The organism is Prosthecobacter vanneervenii, from assembly GCF_014203095.1.
Taxonomy (GTDB): Bacteria; Verrucomicrobiota; Verrucomicrobiia; order Verrucomicrobiales; family Verrucomicrobiaceae; genus Prosthecobacter; species Prosthecobacter vanneervenii.
The window spans coordinates 121,574-140,603 of sequence record NZ_JACHIG010000006.1; the positions used below are offsets into that span (position 1 = coordinate 121,574).

Sequence of the window (19,030 nt, forward strand, 5' to 3'; positions counted from 1 at the left end):
GTAAGATTCAGTGCAGAGGGGATCGCTGTCTGGCTTTTGGGGAATACGCAAATCGACCTGTTTTCAATGTATCGTGGTATGACATGCTGGTGAGATTCTCCGCACTTCTTCCGGGCAGACAGCCATGGCGCAGATGAAATGCGGTTCCTGAAAGGCTGAATTGGAAACGCGAATGGTTTTGAATACTCGCGAATGATCGCGAATTAGAACCTGACTTAGCGCCATTGGTGAAATTTAGGGGCGCACGGATTTACCATCGCAGATAAATGAGCTAGGGCCGGACTTGGCCTGGGGGAATGGTGGCGCGCTGATTGATAGACAGGAGTGTCTATCGTACTTCAAACACGAATGCAGAAGAATGGGCTGCGAATGACCGCGAATTTGAATCAAACCGTGGCGACCAAAAAGCCGTGCTCGTCTACTTTCATGCCTGAGAGGATGATGGTGCGGTCGTCTTTGGGGAGGAGGCCGGTGATGTGGAGGCCTTCGGGGGCGGGGTGGATGGCGAGGCCGGGGAGGAGGCGGCCGAGGGTGCTGGGTTTGCGGCCGAGCTGCTCGTCTTTGTCGCCGGCGGGCATGGGCGGGTTGGGGGTCTCGGTGCTGAGGAGGAGGGAGGTGAGGGGATCGATGTAGCCGCGGAGGGCCTCCTTCGCTGAAGCTTCGAAGCCCAAGCTGGGGGAGGGAGACGGAGATCCGGGCGAGGGAGGGGGAGTAGGAGTAAGAGGAGGAGGAAGATTGGTGGGAGAGCTGTCGAGGCAAAAGACTAGGCGCTCGTGGCCGGTGAGCTGGCTGAGGGTGGTGCGGGTGCAGAAGGCGACGATGTGGGTGGCGTGGGCGTCGGTGGGGTGGTCGATGAACTTGGTGCCGGGCATCACCTGGGTGAGGGCTTTGACGGTGCGGTGGATGATGCTGCCCTCGGGCTCGAGGGAGAGGAAGACATCGCCTGCCTGATGCCACTCGACTTCGGCGAGGCGGAGGGCATTGGCGAAGGCGGGGAGGTCGGCTTCGGCGTGGAGCCAGCTTTTGCGCTGGAGGAAGGCGGAGCTGCTGAGCTGCAGCATGGACTGGCGGACGGCCTCGGCGGTGGCGGCGCGTGGGGCGAGGGGCTGGCCGAAGTGGACTGAGACGGGGTAGCGGATGTGCTTGGGCCGCTTGGTGAAGAATTTGCCGCCCTGGAAGGAGAAGATGCTGCCGTAGAGGCCGTCGAGATAGACGGGGACGACCTGGGCATCGGCCTGCCGGGCCATGAGCTCGAAGCCGCGGCGGAGCTCATTGATCATGCCGTGGCGGGTGATCTGGCCTTCGGGGAAGAGGCAGACGACCTCGCCCTCCTGAAGGGCGGCGGCGACGGCGCGGACGGCGTCTTTGGCGCGGGTGGCGGAGATGGGGACGGTGCCGACGAGGCGCATGAGCCACTTGAGCCACCAGAGATTGTAGAGGGCGTCCCACATGACGAAGCGGACGGGGCGGCGGCTGGCGGAGCCGACGATGAGGGCATCGACGTAGCTGACGTGATTGGGCAAAAGGAGGACGCCGCCGGTGGCGGGGATGCGCTCGACGTGGACGGGCCGCACCTTGTAGGTGAAACGGACGGCGGCGAGCATGAGGAAGCGCACGAGGTCCTGGGGCAGCAGGCGCATGATGTAAACGGCGGCTGCAAAGGTGGGGATGGCGAGGATGAGGAACTGGGTGGAGGAGTGCAGGTCCAGCCACTTCATGAGGGCGACGATGGCGACGGCGACGAGGGTGCCGAGGCAGTCCATGAGGTTCATGCCGGCATGGATGCGGGCTTTTTCCTGCTTTTCCGCCTTGTCCTGAGCGAAGGCGTAGAGGGGGACCATGAAGCAGCCGCCTGCGGCGCCGGTGAAGATGATGCCGGCGTACATCCAGCTGCTGCCGAGGGGGGCGAGGCCGGACCAGAGGAGTCCGGCGACGAGGCCGAAGCCGCCGAGGGGGATGAGGCCGAGCTCGATGCGGTTTCTGGAGATGTGGGAGGCGAAGAAGCTGCCGCTGATGACGCCGATGCCGAGGATGCCGGCGACTTTGGCGAGCTCCATGGGGCCGTCTCCGTGGCCGGTGTCGGGGTGCAGCTCCTTGGTCAGGGTGACGAGGATGAAGCTGAGGGCATTGGAGATGAACCAGAAGTAGGTGACGCCGAGGGCGGCGAGGCGGATGGAGCGGCGGCGGAAGACGATCTTGAGGCTCTCGAAGTGCTCGAGGGCCATGCCTTTGCGCCAGTGGACCTCGGTGTGGGAGGGGGTGGGCTGGATGCAGAGGGAGGCGATGAGCTCGAGGATGCCGAAGATGCTGATGACGATGAGCGGCCAGAGAGCGGACATCCAGGCATCGTGGGTCTTTTCATACTCGGTGCCGTACCAGACGCCGCCGGCCCACATGCCGCCGAGGATGCCTGCGAGCATGGTGACCTGGAGCCAGCCGGAGACCTGGCCGAGGCGGCGGGAACCGGCGAGCTCCTTCATGATGCCCATCTTGGCCGGGCTGAGGACGGCGGCCTGGACGGCGAGTACAAAGAAGCCGACGAGGGAGATCTCGAGGGAGCCGGGCACGCGCTGCATCCACAGGGCGAGGGAGAGCCAGACGAAGCAGATGATCTGCATGACCTGCATCCAGATGATGACGTTGCGCTTGGAGAAGCGGTCAGACCAGTAGCCCGCGAGGGGGGCGAAGATCATGTAGGGAAGGGAGAAGATGGCGCCGAGCCAGAGCTCCATGTGGCGGCCGACCCAGGAGTCCTTGGCAATGATGATGGACAGCGCGATGAGCAACATCTTGACGAAGTTGTCGCTGAAGGAGTTCATGGCCTGCACGAACAGCACGAGCACGATGGACGCCCAGTTTCGGCGTGGCAGATGGGGTGCGTGGTCGAGGTCTGCGGAGTCGGGCATGGGGGAGATCAGTCCACAAATCGCTGTGCCAGCAGGATGTCTGCCGGGAAGGTGATCTTGGGGTTGAGTTCAAAGTTTTCGACGACGTGCACGGGAGCGCCGAGGTGCTGGACGGCGGAGACTTCGTCTGTGACGAGGAGGGAGTCGCGGATGACGGCGTCGTAGGCGCGGACGAGGAGGGGGCGCTGGAAGACCTGGGGGGTCTCCATGATCCAGGCGTGGGCGCGGTCGATGGAGCCGATGATGAGGCCGGAGGGATCGCAGCGCTTGAGGGTCTCTGTCATGGGGCGTGCGCAGGCGACGGCGGCCTGGGTGCGTGCGGCCTTGATGCAGCGGGTGATCTGCGCGACGGAGATGAGCGGGCGTGCGCCGTCGTGGACGGCGACGATGTCGCAGGCGGGGCTGAGGGCCTGGAGGCCGGCGTGGACGGAGAGGTGACGCTCTGCGCCGCCGATGATGATCTGGGTGACCTTTTCCAGCCCGCCAGCGGTGCGCCAGGCCTCGATCTCGGGGCGCAGGCCCTCGCTGGTGACGACGATGATCTCGGCCACGGCCTCGCAGGCCTGGAAGGCGGCGAGGGTGCGGCTGAGCACGGGCTTTCCTGCCAGGGGAGCGAGGAGTTTATTGAACCCCATGCGCCGGCTGCTGCCTGCGGCAACGATGATGGCGGAGGTCATGAAGGCCGGGGAATCATGGAGCTATGGGACCCTGATTTAACAACGCAAGAGATTAGAAGACCGCAGAGAATACCTTCTGAATCAAGGCTCTGTGATTTTTCATTGTCTGCGGTGTTGATTGGTTCAGTGTTTCAGAGGCCGGGTTTTAAGCGAGGCGTTTGGCCACTTCTGTGGAGATGGATTTGCTGTCGGCACGACCGGCGACGCGCTCCTGGAGGGCCTTCATGACGCCGCCCATGTCTTTTTTGGAGGTGGCGCCGAGCTCGGCGATGACGGCCTCGACGAGCTTGCCGAGGTCCTCGGCGCTCATGGCGGCGGGGAGGTATTTCTCAAGGACGGCGATCTCGGCCCTGGCGGCGGCGACGGCTTCGGGGCGGCCAGCTTTTTCGGCACCGTCCACGCTATCCTGCAGCTTTTTGATCTCCTTGCGGACGACGGCGAGGGCGTCGGTGTCGCCCAGCTCGCCTTCGGCGCCGAGTTTTTCGATGGCGGCGTATTTGAGGGCGGACTTCAGGTTGCGGATGACGTTGAGGGCCACGGTGTCCTTGGCACGCATGGCGTTTTTGAGGTCTTCGGAAATTTGGGCGGTGAAGCTCATGGGTGGGGAGCGGCTGGGTTGGATTTAGACGGGCTGGCGATCATGGCGTGGCGGCGGGCTTTGTCCAGACGTTAGGGAGGGGTGAATGGGAATGCGCTTGGCACTGCCCGTCATGCGGTGCATGGTCACAATCCCGTGCAATTTCGACATCCCAAACACGATCTCTACATTCCAGACGAAACTGAACCGTGGACGGCGCTGAGGCGCGTCACGCATCTGGGGATTGTCTCCCATCAGGATGACCTGGAAATCGCCGCGTATCATGGCATCACCGAGTGCTTTCATGACAAGGAGCAGTGGTTTGGCGGAGTGGTGGTGACGGATGGTGCGGGCAGCCCGCGCAAGGGGCCGTATGAGAGCTACACGGATGAGGAGATGCAGAAGGTGCGCCTGATCGAACAGCGCAAGGCGGCGTATGTGGGCGAGTACAGCATCATGGTGCAGCTGGGGTACCCGAGCGATGAGATCAAGAAGCCGCGGCATGCGCCGGCGGTGGAGGATTTGAAATTCATCCTGGAGCATGCGCAGCCGAAGATCCTGTACCTCCACAACCCGTGCGACAGGCATGACACGCATGTGGCGACCTTTCTACGCTGCTTGGAGGCGATCCGCGAGCTGCCGCCGGAGATGCGCCCGGAGAAGGTCTATGGCTGCGAGGTGTGGCGCAAGCTGGACTGGCTGCTGCACGACGACAAGGTGATGCTGTGGGTGGACAAGCACCCGCACATGCTGCGCCCGCTGCTGGGAGTGTTTGATTCGCAGATCAGCGGTGGGAAGCGCTATGACCTGGCGGAAGAAGGCCTGCGCCACGCGAATGCGACCTACTTTGACTCCCACACGACGGACAAGACGAGCCTCTTAACGTTTGCGATGGATCTGACGCCGCTGACGCAGGACGACAGCCTGTGCCCGATCGAGTACTCGGTGAACTATGTGAAGCGGCTGGAGGCGGATGTGCACGACCGCGTGAAGAAGTTTATGTAAAGAGCGATGGTTTACGTTTGTTGACGGTGGTTTACAGTTGTTGACCGTTGTTGGCGACGGGGTGGTTGTTGTTTTGGGTGTTTGCCATGCGCTGATCGACGGGCAGGAGTGCGGAAATAAAAATGCCAGCCGATTTCTCGGCTGGCATGGGGAGTTCTCGGAGCTGAGCGGGGTGATTATTCCGCGAGTTTGGCGCTCTTGATGATGATGGGCTCAAGAGGGACGTCGCCGTGAGGGCCCTTGCGGCCGGTTTCGACGGCGGCCATGGCGTCCACGGTTTCCATGCCCTTGGTCACCTTGCCAAAGACGCAGTAGCCCCAGCCGTCCTGGCCCGGGTAGTCGAGGAAGGAGTTGTCCTTGAGGTTGATGAAGAACTGGGAGCTGGCGCTGTGGGGGTTGGGAGTGCGTGCCATGGCGATGGAGCCGCGGACGTTCTTGAGGCCGTTCTTGGCTTCGTTTTCGATCTGGCCGTCGGGCTGCTTCTGCTGCATGTCGGGGGTGAAGCCGCCGCCCTGGGCCATGAAGCCTGGGATGACGCGGTGGAAGATGAGGCCGTCATAGAAGCCTTTCTTTACATAGCTGACGAAATTGGCCACGGAGATGGGGGCCTTGGCGGCATCGAGTTCGAGTTCGATGGTGCCTTTGGTGGTTTCCATCACGATTTTCACAGGTTTGGCTTCGCTCACGGTTTGGGCTGGGGATGTTCCGGTCAGACCGGCAAACGCGAAAACGAGAGCGGCAAGAGTCGGTGCGATTGATTTCATAGGTGGGTTGGTAAGAACCGCGAATGAGCCACGGCGCCATTGATTTGCAATGGTCAAAATTGGGGGATGCCGAGGGCTGAAAACAACTCGGCCCGGAAGGACCCAACCAAAATCCTTCCGGGCCTTTTAGGTGACCAAGGAGTCCCAACCATGAAGTGACTCCCCAGCTCGTTGTGTGTTTCCTCAGGCGAACCCGAGAAATGTTTGCGAAGCTCGCGCCTCAGCTGATTTTTAGTAGAGCAGCCAGCGGGCCAAAGTGAGTGAGAAGATGATGGGGAAAGTGAAAAAATTTGGCGCCATGTGCCGGAGCGGTTGGCGGTGATGCCGGAGTGTAAAAACAACTCGGCCCGGAAGGACCCAACCAAAATCCTTCCGGGCCTTTTAGGTGACCAAGGAGTCCCAACCATGAAGCGACTCCCCAGCTCGTTGTGTGTTTTCTCAGGCGAACCCGAGAAATATTTGTGAAGCTTGCGCCCCAACTGAGTGATGGATAGAGCAACCGCCGGGCCAAGTTTGGCGGGGAAGTTTGAAAAAATGAAAAAGGCGGCAACTTTTTTGAGCTGCCGCTTTAGCCAAGTCTCACTTTGGCAGCACGCGCACTATGAAGGCTTTCTTTTCGCCGAAGTACTTGGCCGCGACGCGCTGGATTTCCTTGGAGCTGATGTCAGCCATGATGCCGGGGAGCTTTTGGAAGTGATCCCAGCCGAGGCCGTTGATCTCGTTCCAGGCGCAGACGTCTGCCATGCTGCCATTGCCCTGCTGGGCGCGCAGCCAGGAGGAGCGCCACGTCACGCGGGCGCGGTCGATCTCGTCGGTGTGGAGGCCATTGGCGGCGAGGTCGTTGATCTGCGCCATGAGCTCCTTCTCTGCGAGCTTCACTTTTTTGGGGTCGGTGCCGACGTAGAAGTAGAAGGCACCAGCGCCCATGGCAGCGAAGTTTTGCGCGCCCACGTAGTAGGCGAGGCCGAGCTCCTCGCGGATGCGGTTGAAGAGGCGGCTGCCCATGTCGCTGCAGGCTTCATCAATGAGATTGAGGGCGTGTACATCGCGGTCTTCGAGGCCGACGGTGCGGAAGCCGACGACGAGCACGGCCTGCTCCTTGTCCATGTGCTCGGTCCAGGCGGCGGGCTTGGCGCTGGCGTGGTACTCGCGTCCGAGGGCGATCTGGCGGCTGCCGCGTGGGAGTTTGGCCAGGGCTTTTTCGACCTGTTTTTTCATCTCGGCGGCTTTCACATCGCCAAAGACGGAGATGACGCCGTTGCCGGTGGCAAAGCTGGCCTGAAGCATGGCGCGGCAGTCGGCCAGCTTGAGTGAGGAGACGGTTTCTTCGGTGCCGAGTGCGGTGCGGTGGAAAGGCTGGCCGGCAAAGATCTCGCGGCGTGCCTTGCGCATGGCGACGGTGAGCGGGTCCTCCTTTTCTTCGAGGATGCTGGCGATCTGGCGCTTCTTCACTTCAGCCAGCTGGGCCTGGGGAAGGGCGGGGTTGAGAATAAGGTCGGCCACGAGGTCAAGAGCGTCGGCTTCATCTCCACGCATCACATCGGCGCCGATTGTGTAGCGGTGGGCATCGGCGGTGCAGATGAGGCTGCCGCCGCGGTTTTCCAGCTCTGCAGCGATCTCTGCGGCGGCGCGTTTTTTGGTGCCCTTCAGAAGCATCTGTGCGGACACCTGCGTCACGCCAGCGGAGAGGTCTGTCTCTGCGAGCACGCCGGCGAGGAAATTGGTGCGGACGCTGACGAGCGGCAGGCGCGGGTTTTCCCCCACAATGAGGGTGAGTCCGTTCTTGAGCTTGAAGCGGTGGATGTCGGGGCGTGCGGAGTCTGAGCTGGCCGTGGCTTTGGAGCTGGTCTCCACGTCTTCTCCCACGGTCACGGTGCACATGGCCTCGGGCACGAGGTAGCGGCGGGCGGCATCTCGAATGACGTCTGGCGTCAGCGCGGAGATGGCGTGCAGAAACTGGCGCTGGTAATCGAGGGAGCCGGTGAGCAGCCAGCCATGGCCGAGGCTGCCGGCCTGGCCTTTCACGGTGCTGAGGGTGCGCATCTGGCTGCTGAGCGTGGCGCGCACGGCTTTCTCCAATTCGGCGCGACCGGGGCCGGTTTTCTTCATCACCTCGATGACTTCCAGCATGCCTTTGCGGAGCTTTTCGGCGTCGTCGGGATTGCATTCGGCCTCGACATTGAAGAGGCCCACTTCAGGTGCGCACCAAGCGCCGGCCCAGATGTAGTGAGCGAGGCTGCGCTTTTCCCGCAGCTCCTGGTAGAGGCGTGAGCTGCGGCCGGAGCCCAGCAGGAAGGCGAGCACGTCCAATGCGGGCTTGTCCTCATGGCTGTCTCCGGGAATCTGCCAGCCCAGGGCGATGCGGGTGAGCTCGGTGGCGAAGTTTTTGGAAGCTGTGCGGCCGCCCTGCTGGCGTGGCTCGGCTGGGAGCAGCACGGGGTCGAAGGCGCGGCGCTGCCAGTCGCCAAAGAGGCTGCGGACGCTCTCCAGCACGGCGGCGGTGTCCACATCTCCGGCGATGACGATGAAGGCGTTGTTGGGCACGTAGTGCCGCTGCACAAAGCCGTAAACATCCGCGCGGGAGATCTGGTCAAACACCTCGCGGTGGCCGATGATGGGGTGGCGAAGCGGGTGCTGGCGGAAGGCGGTGGCCTGCATGAGGTGCTGCACGGCGCTGCCGGGATCGTCATTGTCCATGGCCATCTCGCGGCGGATGACCTCTTTTTCGCGAGTGAGTTCGTCGGCGTCGAATTTCGAATGCCGGATCATGTCTGCGAGGATGTCGAGGTAGCCCTCGGCATGCTCGGCCAGACCATCGATCCAGTACACGGTGCGGTTGAAGGAGGTGTAGGCGTTGACGTAACCGCCCAGAGCCTGGATGCCCTGGGAGATCTGCGCTGCGTCGCGTCTGGCGGTGCCTTTGAAGAGCATGTGCTCCACGCAGTGGGCGATGCCTGCGCCCGTGTGCTGTTCCTCATGAATGCTGCCTGCCTTGATCCATACCTGCACGCTGACCAGCGGGTGTGCGTGATCCTCCCGCACGATGACTTCCAGGCCATTGGGCAGGGTGGTGACGGCGGCATCCAGGGCGGGGACGGAAGGCGCGCCTGCTTTGGACGGCGCGGAACGGGACAGAACTTTTTTCATGAGGATTTTTTCTCGCGCGGCTCACGCTGCGAGGAGGGAAGGAAAGGATTGGTGAAGGCTGTGGCGAAGTCGTAGCCACCGGCGAAGTCTTCGATGCTGTCGCCGTCGTTTTTGCCGAAGTAGCCGCACTCGATCAGGTTATAGACAATGTTGCCGACGTCTTCTCCGCGCTGGAGGCCCCACTGGTCGAGAATGATGTTGGACATGGGGCCGTACTCGGAGAGCACGTGCTCACGGAAGCCTGCCAGAAGCTCCTGGCCGCTCACATGCTGGTCCTCGGCATTTTCATCGCGGAATTTCTTGGCGGCCACGTGAAGGGCATCCCGCACCAGCTCGTAGGCTGCCGGGTGGTAACGTGGGTCATTTTGAATCGAGCGCCGGACGGCCTCGCCGAAGCTGATGGGAGTCATGAGCGGGCGGACAATGGAGGGGAGAAGAGCAGGGTCAATTCACGGCTTGGGGGGAGGCCACGGCCTCCTGCAGCACGGCCTCAAAGCGCTCGGCCATGCGGGTGGCGCTGAATTCCTGGCGTACGCGCGCCACGCCGTTGCGGGAGAGCTTGTCGCGCAGTTCGCCGTCGTTGAGCAGGGTTTCCAGGGCATCGGCCAGCGCCTTGGCGTCGTCGGGCTTGCAGAGCACCCCGCCTTCCGTGGAGGCGATGAGCTCAGGGAAGGCGCCATGGTCCGGCTGCACCACGGGGACCCCGCTGGAGACGGCCTCAATGACGTAGAGTCCGAAGGCCTCCCCATAAGTGGCAGGGACGGTGAAGACGGTAAGGTCGTGGAAGAAATGGACCTTGTCTTTGAAGCTGACATTCGGCAGCCACTCCACGCGCTTCTCCAGTCCGGCGGCCTTGATCTTGCGCTGGAGCTCCGCCACGTATTTTTCATCGATGGGAGTCTTGGCGCCGCCGATGCGGAGCTTGACGCGCGGCACGGAGCCGCGTTTTGCGAGGTCGATGAAGGCATCCACCAAGGTGGTGAGGCCCTTGCCGTGGATCATGCGTGCAAAGTAGCCGATGGTGGGCCAGTTCGGGTCCGGGGAGGAGGTGGTGAAGGCGGTGGTGTCGATGCCATTGGGCATGACCTTGATCTGTCCTTCGGCGGCATCCAGGCGCTGGCGCATGAGGCCGGCGTAGAACTGGCTGGGGGCGACGAAAGCGCGTATGCTGCGTGCATTCCGCTGCATGGCCTGCCAGCACTGCGCGCGATAGGGCTCCGGCAGGGTGTCCAGAAAGCTGTCCTCTCCCTGCAGAGAGCATACCACCGGAATACCCAGCTCTTTTTCAATGGCCGGAGCGAGGCCGGTGAGCAGGCTGTTGGACAAAGAGACGACGTCAAACCTGCCGTGACCGCGAATCCATTCGAGGAGCTTGTGCCATTCGCCCCACTGGCGGCCTTCGGAACCCAGCAGTGCGCCGAGGGTCATTTCCCCCAGCACCCGGGGGCTGGTCATTCCCATACGCTTTGAGGCCAGGCGCAGGCGGTCCGGTTTGTTGATCCAATTGTGGACGAACCTTGGCAGCTTGTGAAACCAGGTGAACTTCTGCTGCAAAAAGAGCGAGATGCCGCCGATCTGCACGGGCAGCTCCTGCGCGCCAAATTCACGGTCCGTCACCAGCGGCAGGTACAGCGGCGCCATGAGTGCATCGTGCCCACGCACGCGCAGCGCCTTGATCAGCGCATGGTCGCGCAGGCAGGAGCCGCAGTGGAAATTGCCGGTGCCGGGTGTGAGGTGGAGGATGCGCATGAAAATGACGAAACCAGTACGAGGAATGACAGGGACAACCGTGAGCCGCACACAGGAGCGCCCCTGGTAGGAAGGGATACGCTGGCGGGTCCCGGTTCGTCCTCCCGATTTCGTCTTGGAAGAGCGTTAGGAAAAGGGATTTTTGACGGGCTGGGAGGAGATTTTCAGAGTTGTCTGACGTAAGCTAGGTGCGTTGGGTGTCGTTGGTTTTCGATGTTCCACCGCATGCTTTGCCAAGCCGCCCGATTATTGTGGTGTTATACCTGTTCTCGAAAAGCCTGTCACATTGCCCGGGCGGCGGAGCGGCCCCATTGGCTGCGTTAGTCGCTTGCCTGTTATTTTCAAATAGCAGTCGGCGCTCCTGCCTTGCCACTGGGGCCGCTGCGCTCGCCGGTTCAATCGGACATTCTTTTCGAGAACAGGTCTAGCACGCCGGTGTGTCTGCCACATGCTCGCAGACGGGCGGGCTGTCGCCACACCCGTCCTACGACCGGGCTGGGCCGCCACTGCGAAAATCAGCAATCGAATATTCGTCCACCTGTCTTCCGTAGCAGGAACTGCGAAGGATGGATCTTCAATCATTCATACGCACCGTGCTCCAAGGCCGGAGGATTGATGATTGTCGAGCCATCGATTTTTGATTTTTGAAGTTTCGCGCTCCGCGTCCAAGGCATGAAAAAGCCAGAGCCCCTTGCGGAGTTCTGGCTTCGTTCATTCGTGTGATGACGTGTGTTTAGGTCTCAGTCAGGCCGCGGGCCATGACGACCTTGCCGGTGCGCACGGTTTCGACGATTTCGAACTTGTTGAGCAGGCGCAGGGCGGCGTCGAGCTTGTCGGTATTGCCGCTGATGAGGGCGATGAGGCTGTCTTCCTGGAGGTCAACGGTTTTGCCATTGTAGTGCTCGATGATCTGCAGGATTTCGGTGCGCTCAGCGGCGCTGGCGGCGACCTTGATGAGCACCATTTCCTTGGCCACGGCATCGCGGTCTGTGTGCTCGATGCAGTGGATGACGTCGATGAGCTTGTTCACCTGCAGGATGATCTGGGTGAGGCCTTCGGGATGGCCACTGATGCCAATGGTCATGCGGCTGAAGCGTGGGTCGCGGGTCTGGGAGACGACGAGGGATTCGATATTGAAGCCACGGCGGCTGAAGACGGCGCAGATGCGGCCGAGGACGCCAGGCTGGTTGTTCACCATGACGCTCAGCGTGTGGATGTTGATGATGTCGGCCTGCGGCGCAGGCTTCTTGTCGGTGGTGGCGGGGATGCGGTCGCTCATAGAATTTATGATTTACGATTTTTGATTGATGATTTGGAAGGTGGGGCGAGGCGCTTCTTGGCGATCTTGATGTAGTTGGAGTCGCGCTCGATGCCGAGCCACAGGCGCTGCAAGCGCTGGGCGGAGGCGGCGGTGGTGCCGGAGCCGAGGAAGGGATCGAGGACGAGGTCGCCCACGTCTGTGGAGCAGGCGATGAGCTTGTCGATGAGGTTGATCGGCTTTTGCGAGGGGTGGCCGCACTTCTCCTTGGAGTTTCCCTTCAGGCTGGGCACGCGGATGATGTTGGTGGCGTACTTGCCTTTCTCCAGATGGGCACGGCGGGCGGTCTTGTCCTTGTAACGATTGTCCCGCATGTAGGCCTCGATGGTGGCGGCGTCGTAGGGGATGCGGACGGTGTCTTTGTTGAACTTCACGTCATCGCCTTTGCGCAGCACCAGGATCATCTCGTACTGCGGGGTGAAGCTGTCCCGCCGCTCGTCATAGCCCACCGCGCGATCCCAGATGATGAGATCGTGAAACTGGTGCTGCTGACTGAGACGTGACATGAGGTGGAGGAAGGTGTGCTCGCGCTTGCCTAGCTGGCCGAAGATGAAGGCGAGGCCGTCATCGCGCAGGATGCGCATGGACTCGGCCACCCAGGCATCGCACCAGGCGAGGTAGTCGGCGGCTGTCTTCCATTGAGTGTCCCAGGCTTCATCTTCGAGAACGTTAAAATAAGGAGGATCGGCGATGATGGTTTGAGCGACGCCTGAGGGGAGTTTTTGCAGCTCCTTGAGGGCATCGCCTTTGAGTATGCGGTTGGTTTTCATCGAACCGATCAAGAGGCGGACAAGAGTGTCCGCGCTCTCTTTATTACGTAGAACCGGTGGGCTTCTCCATCTTCTGCTTGGGAGCCTCGATGAGCATGTCTTCGAGGGCGGCACCGGCGGGGATCATGGGGAAGACGTTTTCGGTCTTGATGCACTCGGCTTCGATGATGCAGGGGCCGTCGTTGTAGTCGAGGGCCTGCTGGAGGATGCGCTCCACATCGGCGGGGCGGCGGATGTGCCAGCCTTTGATGCCGTAGGCTTCGCCGAGTTTGACGAAGTCGGGGTTGCCGATGAGATCGACGCCGCTTTCGCGGTTTTCGAAGAAGAGCTCCTGCCACTGACGGACCATGCCGAGGTAGCTATTGTTCAGGACGAGGATCTTGATGGGGAGCTTGTGGATGGCGGCGGTGGCCAGCTCAAACAGGGTCATCTGGAAGCCGCCGTCTCCGGAGATGGAGACGACCGTCTTGTCCGGGCAGGCGAGCTGCGCGCCGATGGCGGCGGGGAAGCCGAAGCCCATGGTGCCGGCACCGCCGGAGCTGAGCCAGTGGTAGCTTTCGTCGTTCTTGTAGAACTGAGCGGCCCACATCTGGTGCTGGCCGACGTCGGTGGAGACGATGGCCTTGCCCTTGGTGAGGTTGTAGAGCTCGTCGATGACCTGCTGCATGCGAAGGCCGCCCTGCTTCTTATAAGTGAGGGGGTACTTCTTCTTGTAGCCGTCGAGGTGGGCGAGCCAGTCTTCGGTGGGGAGTTTTTCGACGTGGGGGAGGAGGTCGCTGAGGGCGGCCTTGGCATCGCCCTTGATGGCGACGTCCACCTTGATCATCTTGTTGAACTCAGCGGCATCGATGTCTATGTGGATGAGCTTGGCATTGCGGCCAAACATGGCGGCCTTGCCGATGATGCGGTCGTCAAAGCGGGAGCCGACATTGAAGATGAGGTCGGCCTCGATCATGGCCTTATTGGCATAGGCGGTGCCGTGCATGCCCAGCATGCCGAGGGAGAGGGGGTGAGTCTCGGGGAAGACGCCCTTGCCAAGGAGGGTGGTGGTGACGGGGCAGCCGAGGGTTTCTGCGAGTGTGAGCAGCTCCTTGTCGGCACGGGCGATCATGGCCCCCTGACCCGCGAGGATGACGGGGCGCTTGGCATTGGCCAGCAGGCGGGCGACTTCTTTAATGCCGGCCTGATCGATCTTGAAGTTTTCTTCGGGATGATAGCCGGGGAGGTCCATCGGCTCGTCAAAGGTGCCGGTGAAGGGGCCCTGGGAGATGTCCTTGGGGATATCGATGAGGACCGGGCCGGGGCGGCCGGTGGTGGCGATGTGGTAGGCCTCGCGGGCGATGCGGGGCAGGGCGTTGGAATTCTTGACCAGGTAGTTGTGCTTAACGACCGGGGAAGTGATGTTGAAGATGTCGGCCTCCTGGAAGGCGTCCTTGCCGAGCATCCAGCTGACGGTCTGGCCGCAGAGGACGATCATGGGAACGCTGTCCATCTGCGCGGTCATGAGGCCAGTGATGGTATTGCCAGCGCCAGGGCCGGAGGTGACGAGAACGACGGCGGGCTTGCCCGTGGCGCGGGCATAGCCGTCAGCCATGTGAACGGCACCCTGCTCGTGGCGGACGAGGATGAACTTCATGTCCGTCTTCACGGTCTGGAGGGCGTCGAAGATCGGGATGGCGGCACCGCCGGAGTAACCGAAGACATACTCGATGCCGAGATCGGCGAGGGTTTTAATCAGCGCCTGTGCGCCGTCCATTTTTTGCTGGCTCATGATGGGGTTGGGTAAAAATTGATGTTTCGAGGGTGAAAGTGGGGTTGATTTGGAAAATCACAATCAAAAATTCGTGATTTCGGGGTGAATTTGCCTTTTTGGAGTTGGTGGAGTGATGAAAATTGATCAATTCAGGGTTAAAAATCCTGATGGAGCAGGGGTTGTGCTTCAAAATTGAACTTTGGGCGATGGGTTCATGGCAAGTCCCCGCCTGAGTGCTCCGGGCTCCGCCACCGACTACCACTACCCCAAGCTGGAGCCGATGCTTTTGAGAATGATGAGGACCACCAGCACCGCTCCGCAATTCCGCCAAAAGAGGCGCCCCTCACGGGCGAGAGGGGACTCGCCCGTGACAGAGCTTTCCGCCAGCTCGTGATCAAGCCTGAGAAGGTGAAGAAAGAATTTCAGCAGAGGCATGGGAGTGCGGGACAGGCTGTACCAAGCCTGCAGGCGGCGGTGCCCGCGTCGATTACAATACGCGAGTTGTCTTCGAGGGGGAAACGATGACTCAGTGACCTCGAATCACTTGGCCACGCGGTAGAGATTCCCCTCTGTGCGGATGAGCAGGTCTGAGCCGATGATGGCGTAGGAGGCGAGGGAGCGCTCTGCGAGGTCATTTTGAGCGAGCACCTGGTAGGTCTTGCCGGGCTTGACGACGACACCGAGGCCTTTTTCGTCCTGGAGGTAGAGCTTGCCATCGGCGGCGAGGATGGAGGCGGAGATGGGGCCGGTGCAGCGCTCGGAGTAGTGGACGGTGCCGGTCTTGGCGTCGGCACAGGTGAGGATGCCGTTGTCGGCCACGAAGTAGAGCTCGTCTCCCACGACGACCATGCTGGGATTGTGCGGGGCGGCTTTGTCGATGGTCCAGCCGAGGTGGGTGGAGGTGACGTCGCCTTTAGAAGAGGCGTCCACCTTGATGGCGTAGAGCACGGGTTTGTCGTAGCCGCTGGAGAGATAGATCATGCCATGGGCATAGATGGGGCGTGGGACGACGGAGTAGCCCTGGTCGTAATTGAAGTGCCAGATCTCGGTGCCGGTTTTGGGATCGAGCGCATTGACCACGCCGCTGCCGGGGGTGATGAGCTGCTTCTGGCCGGCGACGTCGATGATGAGCGGGGTGCAGAAGGAGAACTTCTTTTTGGCGTCGGACTGACGGGCGAAGGCCCAGCGGAGCTTGCCGGTGGTTTTGTCGAGGGCGATGACCTTGGGCTCGGTCTCGGCATCGGCGGAGAAGATGAGGAGGTCATCAAAAAGCACGGGGCTGCTGCCATTGCCGTGCACGGGGGAGTATGCAAACTCCTGGGTGGACCAGAGCGTCTTGCCAGTGGCGGCATCGAGGCAGGCGGTGCCGAGGTGGCCGAAGTGGACGTAGAGCTTTCCATCTTCAAAGACGGGGGTGGGGCTGGCGTGGCTGTTTTTGCGATGGGCGCGGGGGGATTTGGCCTGGAAGAGCTCGACGTCCCAGGCTGGTTTTCCTGTAGCGGCGTCCAAGGCCAGGGCATGCAACGAGCGGTCTGCGGTGGCTTCTTCCTTGCCGGAGAGGGAGACGGCGGAAGTGAGGAAGATGCGGGTGCCTACGACCACTGGGGATGACCAGCCGATGCCTGCGACGGGGGCCTTCCACACCATGTGGGAGGTGGGGCTCCAAGTGAGAGGGAGACCGGTGGCAGCGGAGTGGCCCTGGGCTCCTGCTCCGCGAAACTCAGGCCAGTCGGTGGTGCCAGCCGCAGGTGTGGGCGCTGCGGAGGCGAGGGTGAGGAACGAGGTGGAAAGCAGGAAAGAGGTGAGGGCAGAACGCATTAGGCGTAAGGTACGCCGCGAGAGAGCGGGCGTTTTCAGCTGACATAGACATTGGCTGGCGAAGAAAAGAGTGGGAACGTACCGCATGCGTGTGAAAGCGATCTTGAAATTTCTACTGGCCCTGGCGGCAGCTGTGCTGCTGCCGCTGGGCTATGCGGTGCAGAAAGACCACTACAGCCACGCGACAAGAACCCGGTGGAGCTGGGGAGGTGTGCCATTGCAGGCCTGGCAGGTGAAAGAAGATGCCCTGTCTCGCTGGGTGCGCGATGTCTTGAATCTCCCGCCTGATTATTTCGACGGCGTCGTAGGCGGTCCTTTTTGGATCGCTGCCCATATTGGAGCACTGCCCGGCAAGTATGCGGAGGTGCGGCTTTTCAGAGATCTCTGGGAAAATGCCTCGGCTGAGGAAAAGCCTCTAGTGCGGGCTGATGCCGTGCTGTGTCTGCTGGAGTCTGACTGGCAAGTACGTGAGCTGATGGTGAAGGAAGCTGCGCAGCGCTGGCGGAAGTGAGGGGCGCGGGTGTTTGCGGGGCGCTGATCGACAGGCAGGAGTGCCTATCGTACTTTTACTTCACAGCGGCGGATTGTTCTTTGAAGAATCTGGCGATGAGGGCGGGGGCTTCTTCGGGGAATTTGTGGGTGCCGCCGGGGAGGATGAAGGTGATGAGCGGGGCGCTGACCTTGGAGGGGTAGAGTGTGCAGTTGGGGGCCCAGGGTTTGCCTTCGGGTTCGCATTGGTTGATTTCTTTGACCTTGGCGATGGCCTGCTGCTGCCACTCGTATTTGACGAGGGGATCGGCGGTGCCGGCGAGGTGCATGCAGGGCTTTGGCTTGAAGGGGGTGTCGCGGAGACGGATGGAGGATGCGGCGGAGGGAGCGACGGCGCAGAGGACATCGGGGCGTGTCTGCCAAAGAAGGTATGTGAAGCCGCCGCCATTGGAGTGGCCGGTGGAGAAGATGCGTTTGGCATCGACCTTGTAGTGTTCTTTGAGGTGGGCGAGGACGGCATCGAAGAGCTTGAGGTCGCGGTCGTCCTGAGCGCCTGCACCGTGCTGCCAGCCGGATTTTTTGCCCTCGGGGTCGGTGAGCTGGCCGGGGGTGTTGAGGCCCTGGAGATAGACAGAGATGGCCTCGGGCATGTGCTTGAACATGGCAAAGCTGCGGCCTGCGCTGAGGGCGGTGCCGCCGTGGCCGTGCCAGACGAAGACGACGGGTGCGGGCAGCTCTCTGGCGGTGGTGGGGGCGTAGATGAAGCCTGTGCGGGAGAGGCCGCCTACGGTGATGTCGAGCTTGGTGATTCCTGGCGGGAGCTGGAGCTGCGCGTGGCCGGTGGCGATGGTGAGCAGGAGGATGAGCAGGCAGAAGAGGTGGCGGCGGTGCATGATGAAGCGGGCGATGATTGGTGCTTGAACTTCGTGAGTGGGCCAAAGTTGCAGGAGAGAGGGGGAGACAATCAGACAGGGGGACAATGAGACGGAGTGGTGGAAGGACGGTTTTTTCGGCTTCTGTTTTGGCCTGGTGTCTTGCCTGTTGGGTGTGCTGAGCTAGGATCGGAAGACTATGAGCTTTGAAAAAGATGCGGTTCCTGTGATCACCCAACCCGGAGAGGGGCGGGGGATGGCGGTGTTTGGAGATCAGGTGGAGTTTGTGATCACGGGTGAGCAGTCGGGCGGGAGGTTTACGCAGTGGATCGAGACGACGCATCCGGGTGGCGGACCGCCGCCGCACTATCACACAAGGGAGGATGAGAACTTTTATGTGATCGAGGGGAGCGTGGAGTTTTTCCAAGACGGGCAGTGGACGGCGGTGGCGCCGGGCACGGCGGTCTTTATGCCGAAGGGGACGGTGCATGCCTTTCGCAATGCGGGGAGTACGCCGCTGAAGATGCTGATCACGACTGTGCCGTCGGGCTTTGAGACTTTCTTTGACCGGTGTGCGGTGGAGTTTGCGAAAGAGGGCGGGCCTGATATGGGACGACTTGTGGAGATTGCCGGCGAGCACGGCATCTATTTTGTACAACCGTAACCTTTTTATTTTCGCTTCATGTTCAAGACCGGCCAGCAAGTTGTCTGCATCAATGACCAGTTCGATCCCTGGGTGTATGACCTGTACAAGTCACTGCCCAAGAAGGATGAGATCTACACGGTGCGGGCGATCCGTGCGGGGAGGTCGAATCCGCAATTTGTGGTGAATGATGATGCGGAGATCAAGCTGGCGGGGGCGGAGTTTGACATTCTGCTGCTGCTGAAGGAGCTGAACAATCCGGATGATCCGCACTCGAGCGTGAAGCAGGAGCTGGGGTTTAGGTCGGAGAGGTTTGCGCCGCTGCTGGAGGAGACGGAGGAGGTGGAGGAAGAGGAGCTGGTGGGCGTGGGTGCTGGGAAGAAGGAATGGGAGCCGGAGCCGGCGTGGTCGAAGTGAGGGGGCTGCCCGTCCTTCGCACTTCGTGCTACGGAGGGCTCGCTGCGCTCGCTGGCGCGTGCGCGAGGGATCAATTGCAGTTCCTGCGGGGTGGATGAAAACTTGGCATCGCGGGCGCTGTTTGA

Annotated in this window: 16 protein-coding genes; 4 read left to right on the forward strand and 12 right to left on the reverse strand. The window is 61.5% G+C overall.

Features of this window, described 5'->3' with window-relative positions; all coding sequences use genetic code 11:
• Positions 1-386: 386 nt before the first annotated feature.
• The 3 genes from HNQ65_RS14900 to HNQ65_RS14910 all read right to left on the reverse strand — a co-directional run bounded on the left by HNQ65_RS14900 (position 387) and on the right by HNQ65_RS14910 (position 4,181).
• Positions 387-2,906: an MFS transporter gene (locus HNQ65_RS14900; protein ID WP_184340371.1), complete on the reverse strand. Its 2,520-nt coding sequence runs from the start codon at positions 2,904-2,906 to the stop codon at positions 387-389.
• 8 nt (positions 2,907-2,914) lie between these two features.
• The gene (ispD, locus tag HNQ65_RS14905) at positions 2,915-3,583 is read right to left on the reverse strand and encodes a 2-C-methyl-D-erythritol 4-phosphate cytidylyltransferase (RefSeq protein ID WP_184340372.1); all 669 of its coding nucleotides are present in this window, start codon (positions 3,581-3,583) and stop codon (positions 2,915-2,917) included.
• Positions 3,584-3,728: 145 nt separating this feature from the next.
• Positions 3,729-4,181, reverse strand: a complete 453-nt coding sequence (locus HNQ65_RS14910) for a GatB/YqeY domain-containing protein (protein WP_184340373.1) — start codon at positions 4,179-4,181, stop codon at positions 3,729-3,731.
• Positions 4,182-4,316: 135 nt separating this feature from the next.
• On the opposite strand from HNQ65_RS14910, the gene HNQ65_RS14915 reads away from it, so the two are divergent.
• Positions 4,317-5,165 carry a PIG-L family deacetylase gene (locus HNQ65_RS14915; RefSeq protein WP_184340374.1) on the forward strand — a complete coding sequence of 283 codons (849 nt, stop codon included), beginning with the start codon at positions 4,317-4,319 and terminating at the stop codon, positions 5,163-5,165.
• Positions 5,166-5,341: 176 nt separating this feature from the next.
• Here HNQ65_RS14915 and HNQ65_RS14920 read toward each other — a convergent pair whose 3' ends face one another.
• The 8 genes from HNQ65_RS14920 to HNQ65_RS14955 all read right to left on the reverse strand — a co-directional run bounded on the left by HNQ65_RS14920 (position 5,342) and on the right by HNQ65_RS14955 (position 16,484).
• Positions 5,342-5,833, reverse strand: a complete 492-nt coding sequence (locus tag HNQ65_RS14920; RefSeq protein WP_343076566.1) for a peptidylprolyl isomerase — start codon at positions 5,831-5,833, stop codon at positions 5,342-5,344.
• A gap of 675 nt (positions 5,834-6,508) precedes the next feature.
• On the reverse strand, positions 6,509-9,076 hold the full coding sequence (locus tag HNQ65_RS14925; protein ID WP_184340376.1) for a M16 family metallopeptidase: 2,568 nt from the start codon (positions 9,074-9,076) through the stop codon (positions 6,509-6,511).
• Complete coding sequence (locus tag HNQ65_RS14930) at positions 9,073-9,486, reverse strand: Minf_1886 family protein (protein ID WP_184340377.1); 414 nt, start codon at positions 9,484-9,486, stop codon at positions 9,073-9,075. The genes HNQ65_RS14925 and HNQ65_RS14930 overlap by 4 nt, the downstream gene beginning before the upstream one ends.
• 34 nt (positions 9,487-9,520) lie before the next feature.
• Positions 9,521-10,825, reverse strand: coding sequence for a glycosyltransferase family 4 protein (locus HNQ65_RS14935; RefSeq protein WP_184340378.1), 1,305 nt, complete (start codon positions 10,823-10,825; stop codon positions 9,521-9,523).
• 733 nt (positions 10,826-11,558) lie between these two features.
• The gene (ilvN, locus tag HNQ65_RS14940) at positions 11,559-12,104 is read right to left on the reverse strand and encodes an acetolactate synthase small subunit (protein ID WP_184340379.1); all 546 of its coding nucleotides are present in this window, start codon (positions 12,102-12,104) and stop codon (positions 11,559-11,561) included.
• A 5-nt stretch (positions 12,105-12,109) separates the two neighbouring features.
• On the reverse strand, positions 12,110-12,913 hold the full coding sequence (locus HNQ65_RS14945) for a DNA-methyltransferase (protein WP_184340380.1): 804 nt from the start codon (positions 12,911-12,913) through the stop codon (positions 12,110-12,112).
• Between the two features lie 43 nt (positions 12,914-12,956).
• Positions 12,957-14,684, reverse strand: coding sequence for a biosynthetic-type acetolactate synthase large subunit (ilvB, locus tag HNQ65_RS14950; protein WP_184340381.1), 1,728 nt, complete (start codon positions 14,682-14,684; stop codon positions 12,957-12,959).
• Positions 14,685-15,206: 522 nt separating this feature from the next.
• Complete coding sequence (locus HNQ65_RS14955) at positions 15,207-16,484, reverse strand: PQQ-binding-like beta-propeller repeat protein (RefSeq protein ID WP_184340382.1); 1,278 nt, start codon at positions 16,482-16,484, stop codon at positions 15,207-15,209.
• A 103-nt stretch (positions 16,485-16,587) separates the two neighbouring features.
• On the opposite strand from HNQ65_RS14955, the gene HNQ65_RS14960 reads away from it, so the two are divergent.
• Positions 16,588-16,995: a hypothetical protein gene (locus tag HNQ65_RS14960; RefSeq protein ID WP_184340383.1), complete on the forward strand. Its 408-nt coding sequence runs from the start codon at positions 16,588-16,590 to the stop codon at positions 16,993-16,995.
• Positions 16,996-17,050: 55 nt separating this feature from the next.
• Here the strand turns inward: HNQ65_RS14960 and HNQ65_RS14965 are convergent, their stop codons facing one another.
• Positions 17,051-17,866 carry an alpha/beta hydrolase family esterase gene (locus HNQ65_RS14965; RefSeq protein ID WP_184340384.1) on the reverse strand — a complete coding sequence of 272 codons (816 nt, stop codon included), beginning with the start codon at positions 17,864-17,866 and terminating at the stop codon, positions 17,051-17,053.
• Positions 17,867-18,044: 178 nt separating this feature from the next.
• Here HNQ65_RS14965 and HNQ65_RS14970 point away from each other — a divergent pair, with 178 nt between their 5' ends.
• Both HNQ65_RS14970 and HNQ65_RS14975 read left to right on the forward strand, forming a co-directional pair.
• Positions 18,045-18,509, forward strand: a complete 465-nt coding sequence (locus HNQ65_RS14970) for a dimethylsulfonioproprionate lyase family protein (protein ID WP_184340385.1) — start codon at positions 18,045-18,047, stop codon at positions 18,507-18,509.
• An 18-nt stretch (positions 18,510-18,527) separates the two neighbouring features.
• Positions 18,528-18,905 (forward strand): hypothetical protein, encoded by a 378-nt coding sequence (locus HNQ65_RS14975; protein WP_184340386.1) that lies wholly within the window; start codon positions 18,528-18,530, stop codon positions 18,903-18,905.
• Positions 18,906-19,030: the final 125 nt, after the last annotated feature.

Coding starts and splice junctions, on each gene's coding strand:
- HNQ65_RS14945 (WP_184340380.1), bottom strand. CDS start 12,913: ATGAAAACCAACCGCATACTCAAAGGCGATGCCCTCAAGGAGCTGCAA.
- HNQ65_RS14955 (WP_184340382.1), bottom strand. CDS start 16,484: ATGCGTTCTGCCCTCACCTCTTTCCTGCTTTCCACCTCGTTCCTCACC.
- HNQ65_RS14965 (WP_184340384.1), bottom strand. CDS start 17,866: ATGCACCGCCGCCACCTCTTCTGCCTGCTCATCCTCCTGCTCACCATC.
- HNQ65_RS14975 (WP_184340386.1), top strand. CDS start 18,528: ATGTTCAAGACCGGCCAGCAAGTTGTCTGCATCAATGACCAGTTCGAT.
- HNQ65_RS14925 (WP_184340376.1), bottom strand. CDS start 9,076: ATGAAAAAAGTTCTGTCCCGTTCCGCGCCGTCCAAAGCAGGCGCGCCT.
- HNQ65_RS14930 (WP_184340377.1), bottom strand. CDS start 9,486: ATGACTCCCATCAGCTTCGGCGAGGCCGTCCGGCGCTCGATTCAAAAT.
- HNQ65_RS14910 (WP_184340373.1), bottom strand. CDS start 4,181: ATGAGCTTCACCGCCCAAATTTCCGAAGACCTCAAAAACGCCATGCGT.
- HNQ65_RS14935 (WP_184340378.1), bottom strand. CDS start 10,825: ATGCGCATCCTCCACCTCACACCCGGCACCGGCAATTTCCACTGCGGC.
- ispD (WP_184340372.1), bottom strand. CDS start 3,583: ATGACCTCCGCCATCATCGTTGCCGCAGGCAGCAGCCGGCGCATGGGG.
- ilvN (WP_184340379.1), bottom strand. CDS start 12,104: ATGAGCGACCGCATCCCCGCCACCACCGACAAGAAGCCTGCGCCGCAG.
- HNQ65_RS14900 (WP_184340371.1), bottom strand. CDS start 2,906: ATGCCCGACTCCGCAGACCTCGACCACGCACCCCATCTGCCACGCCGA.
- HNQ65_RS14970 (WP_184340385.1), top strand. CDS start 18,045: ATGAGCTTTGAAAAAGATGCGGTTCCTGTGATCACCCAACCCGGAGAG.
- ilvB (WP_184340381.1), bottom strand. CDS start 14,684: ATGAGCCAGCAAAAAATGGACGGCGCACAGGCGCTGATTAAAACCCTC.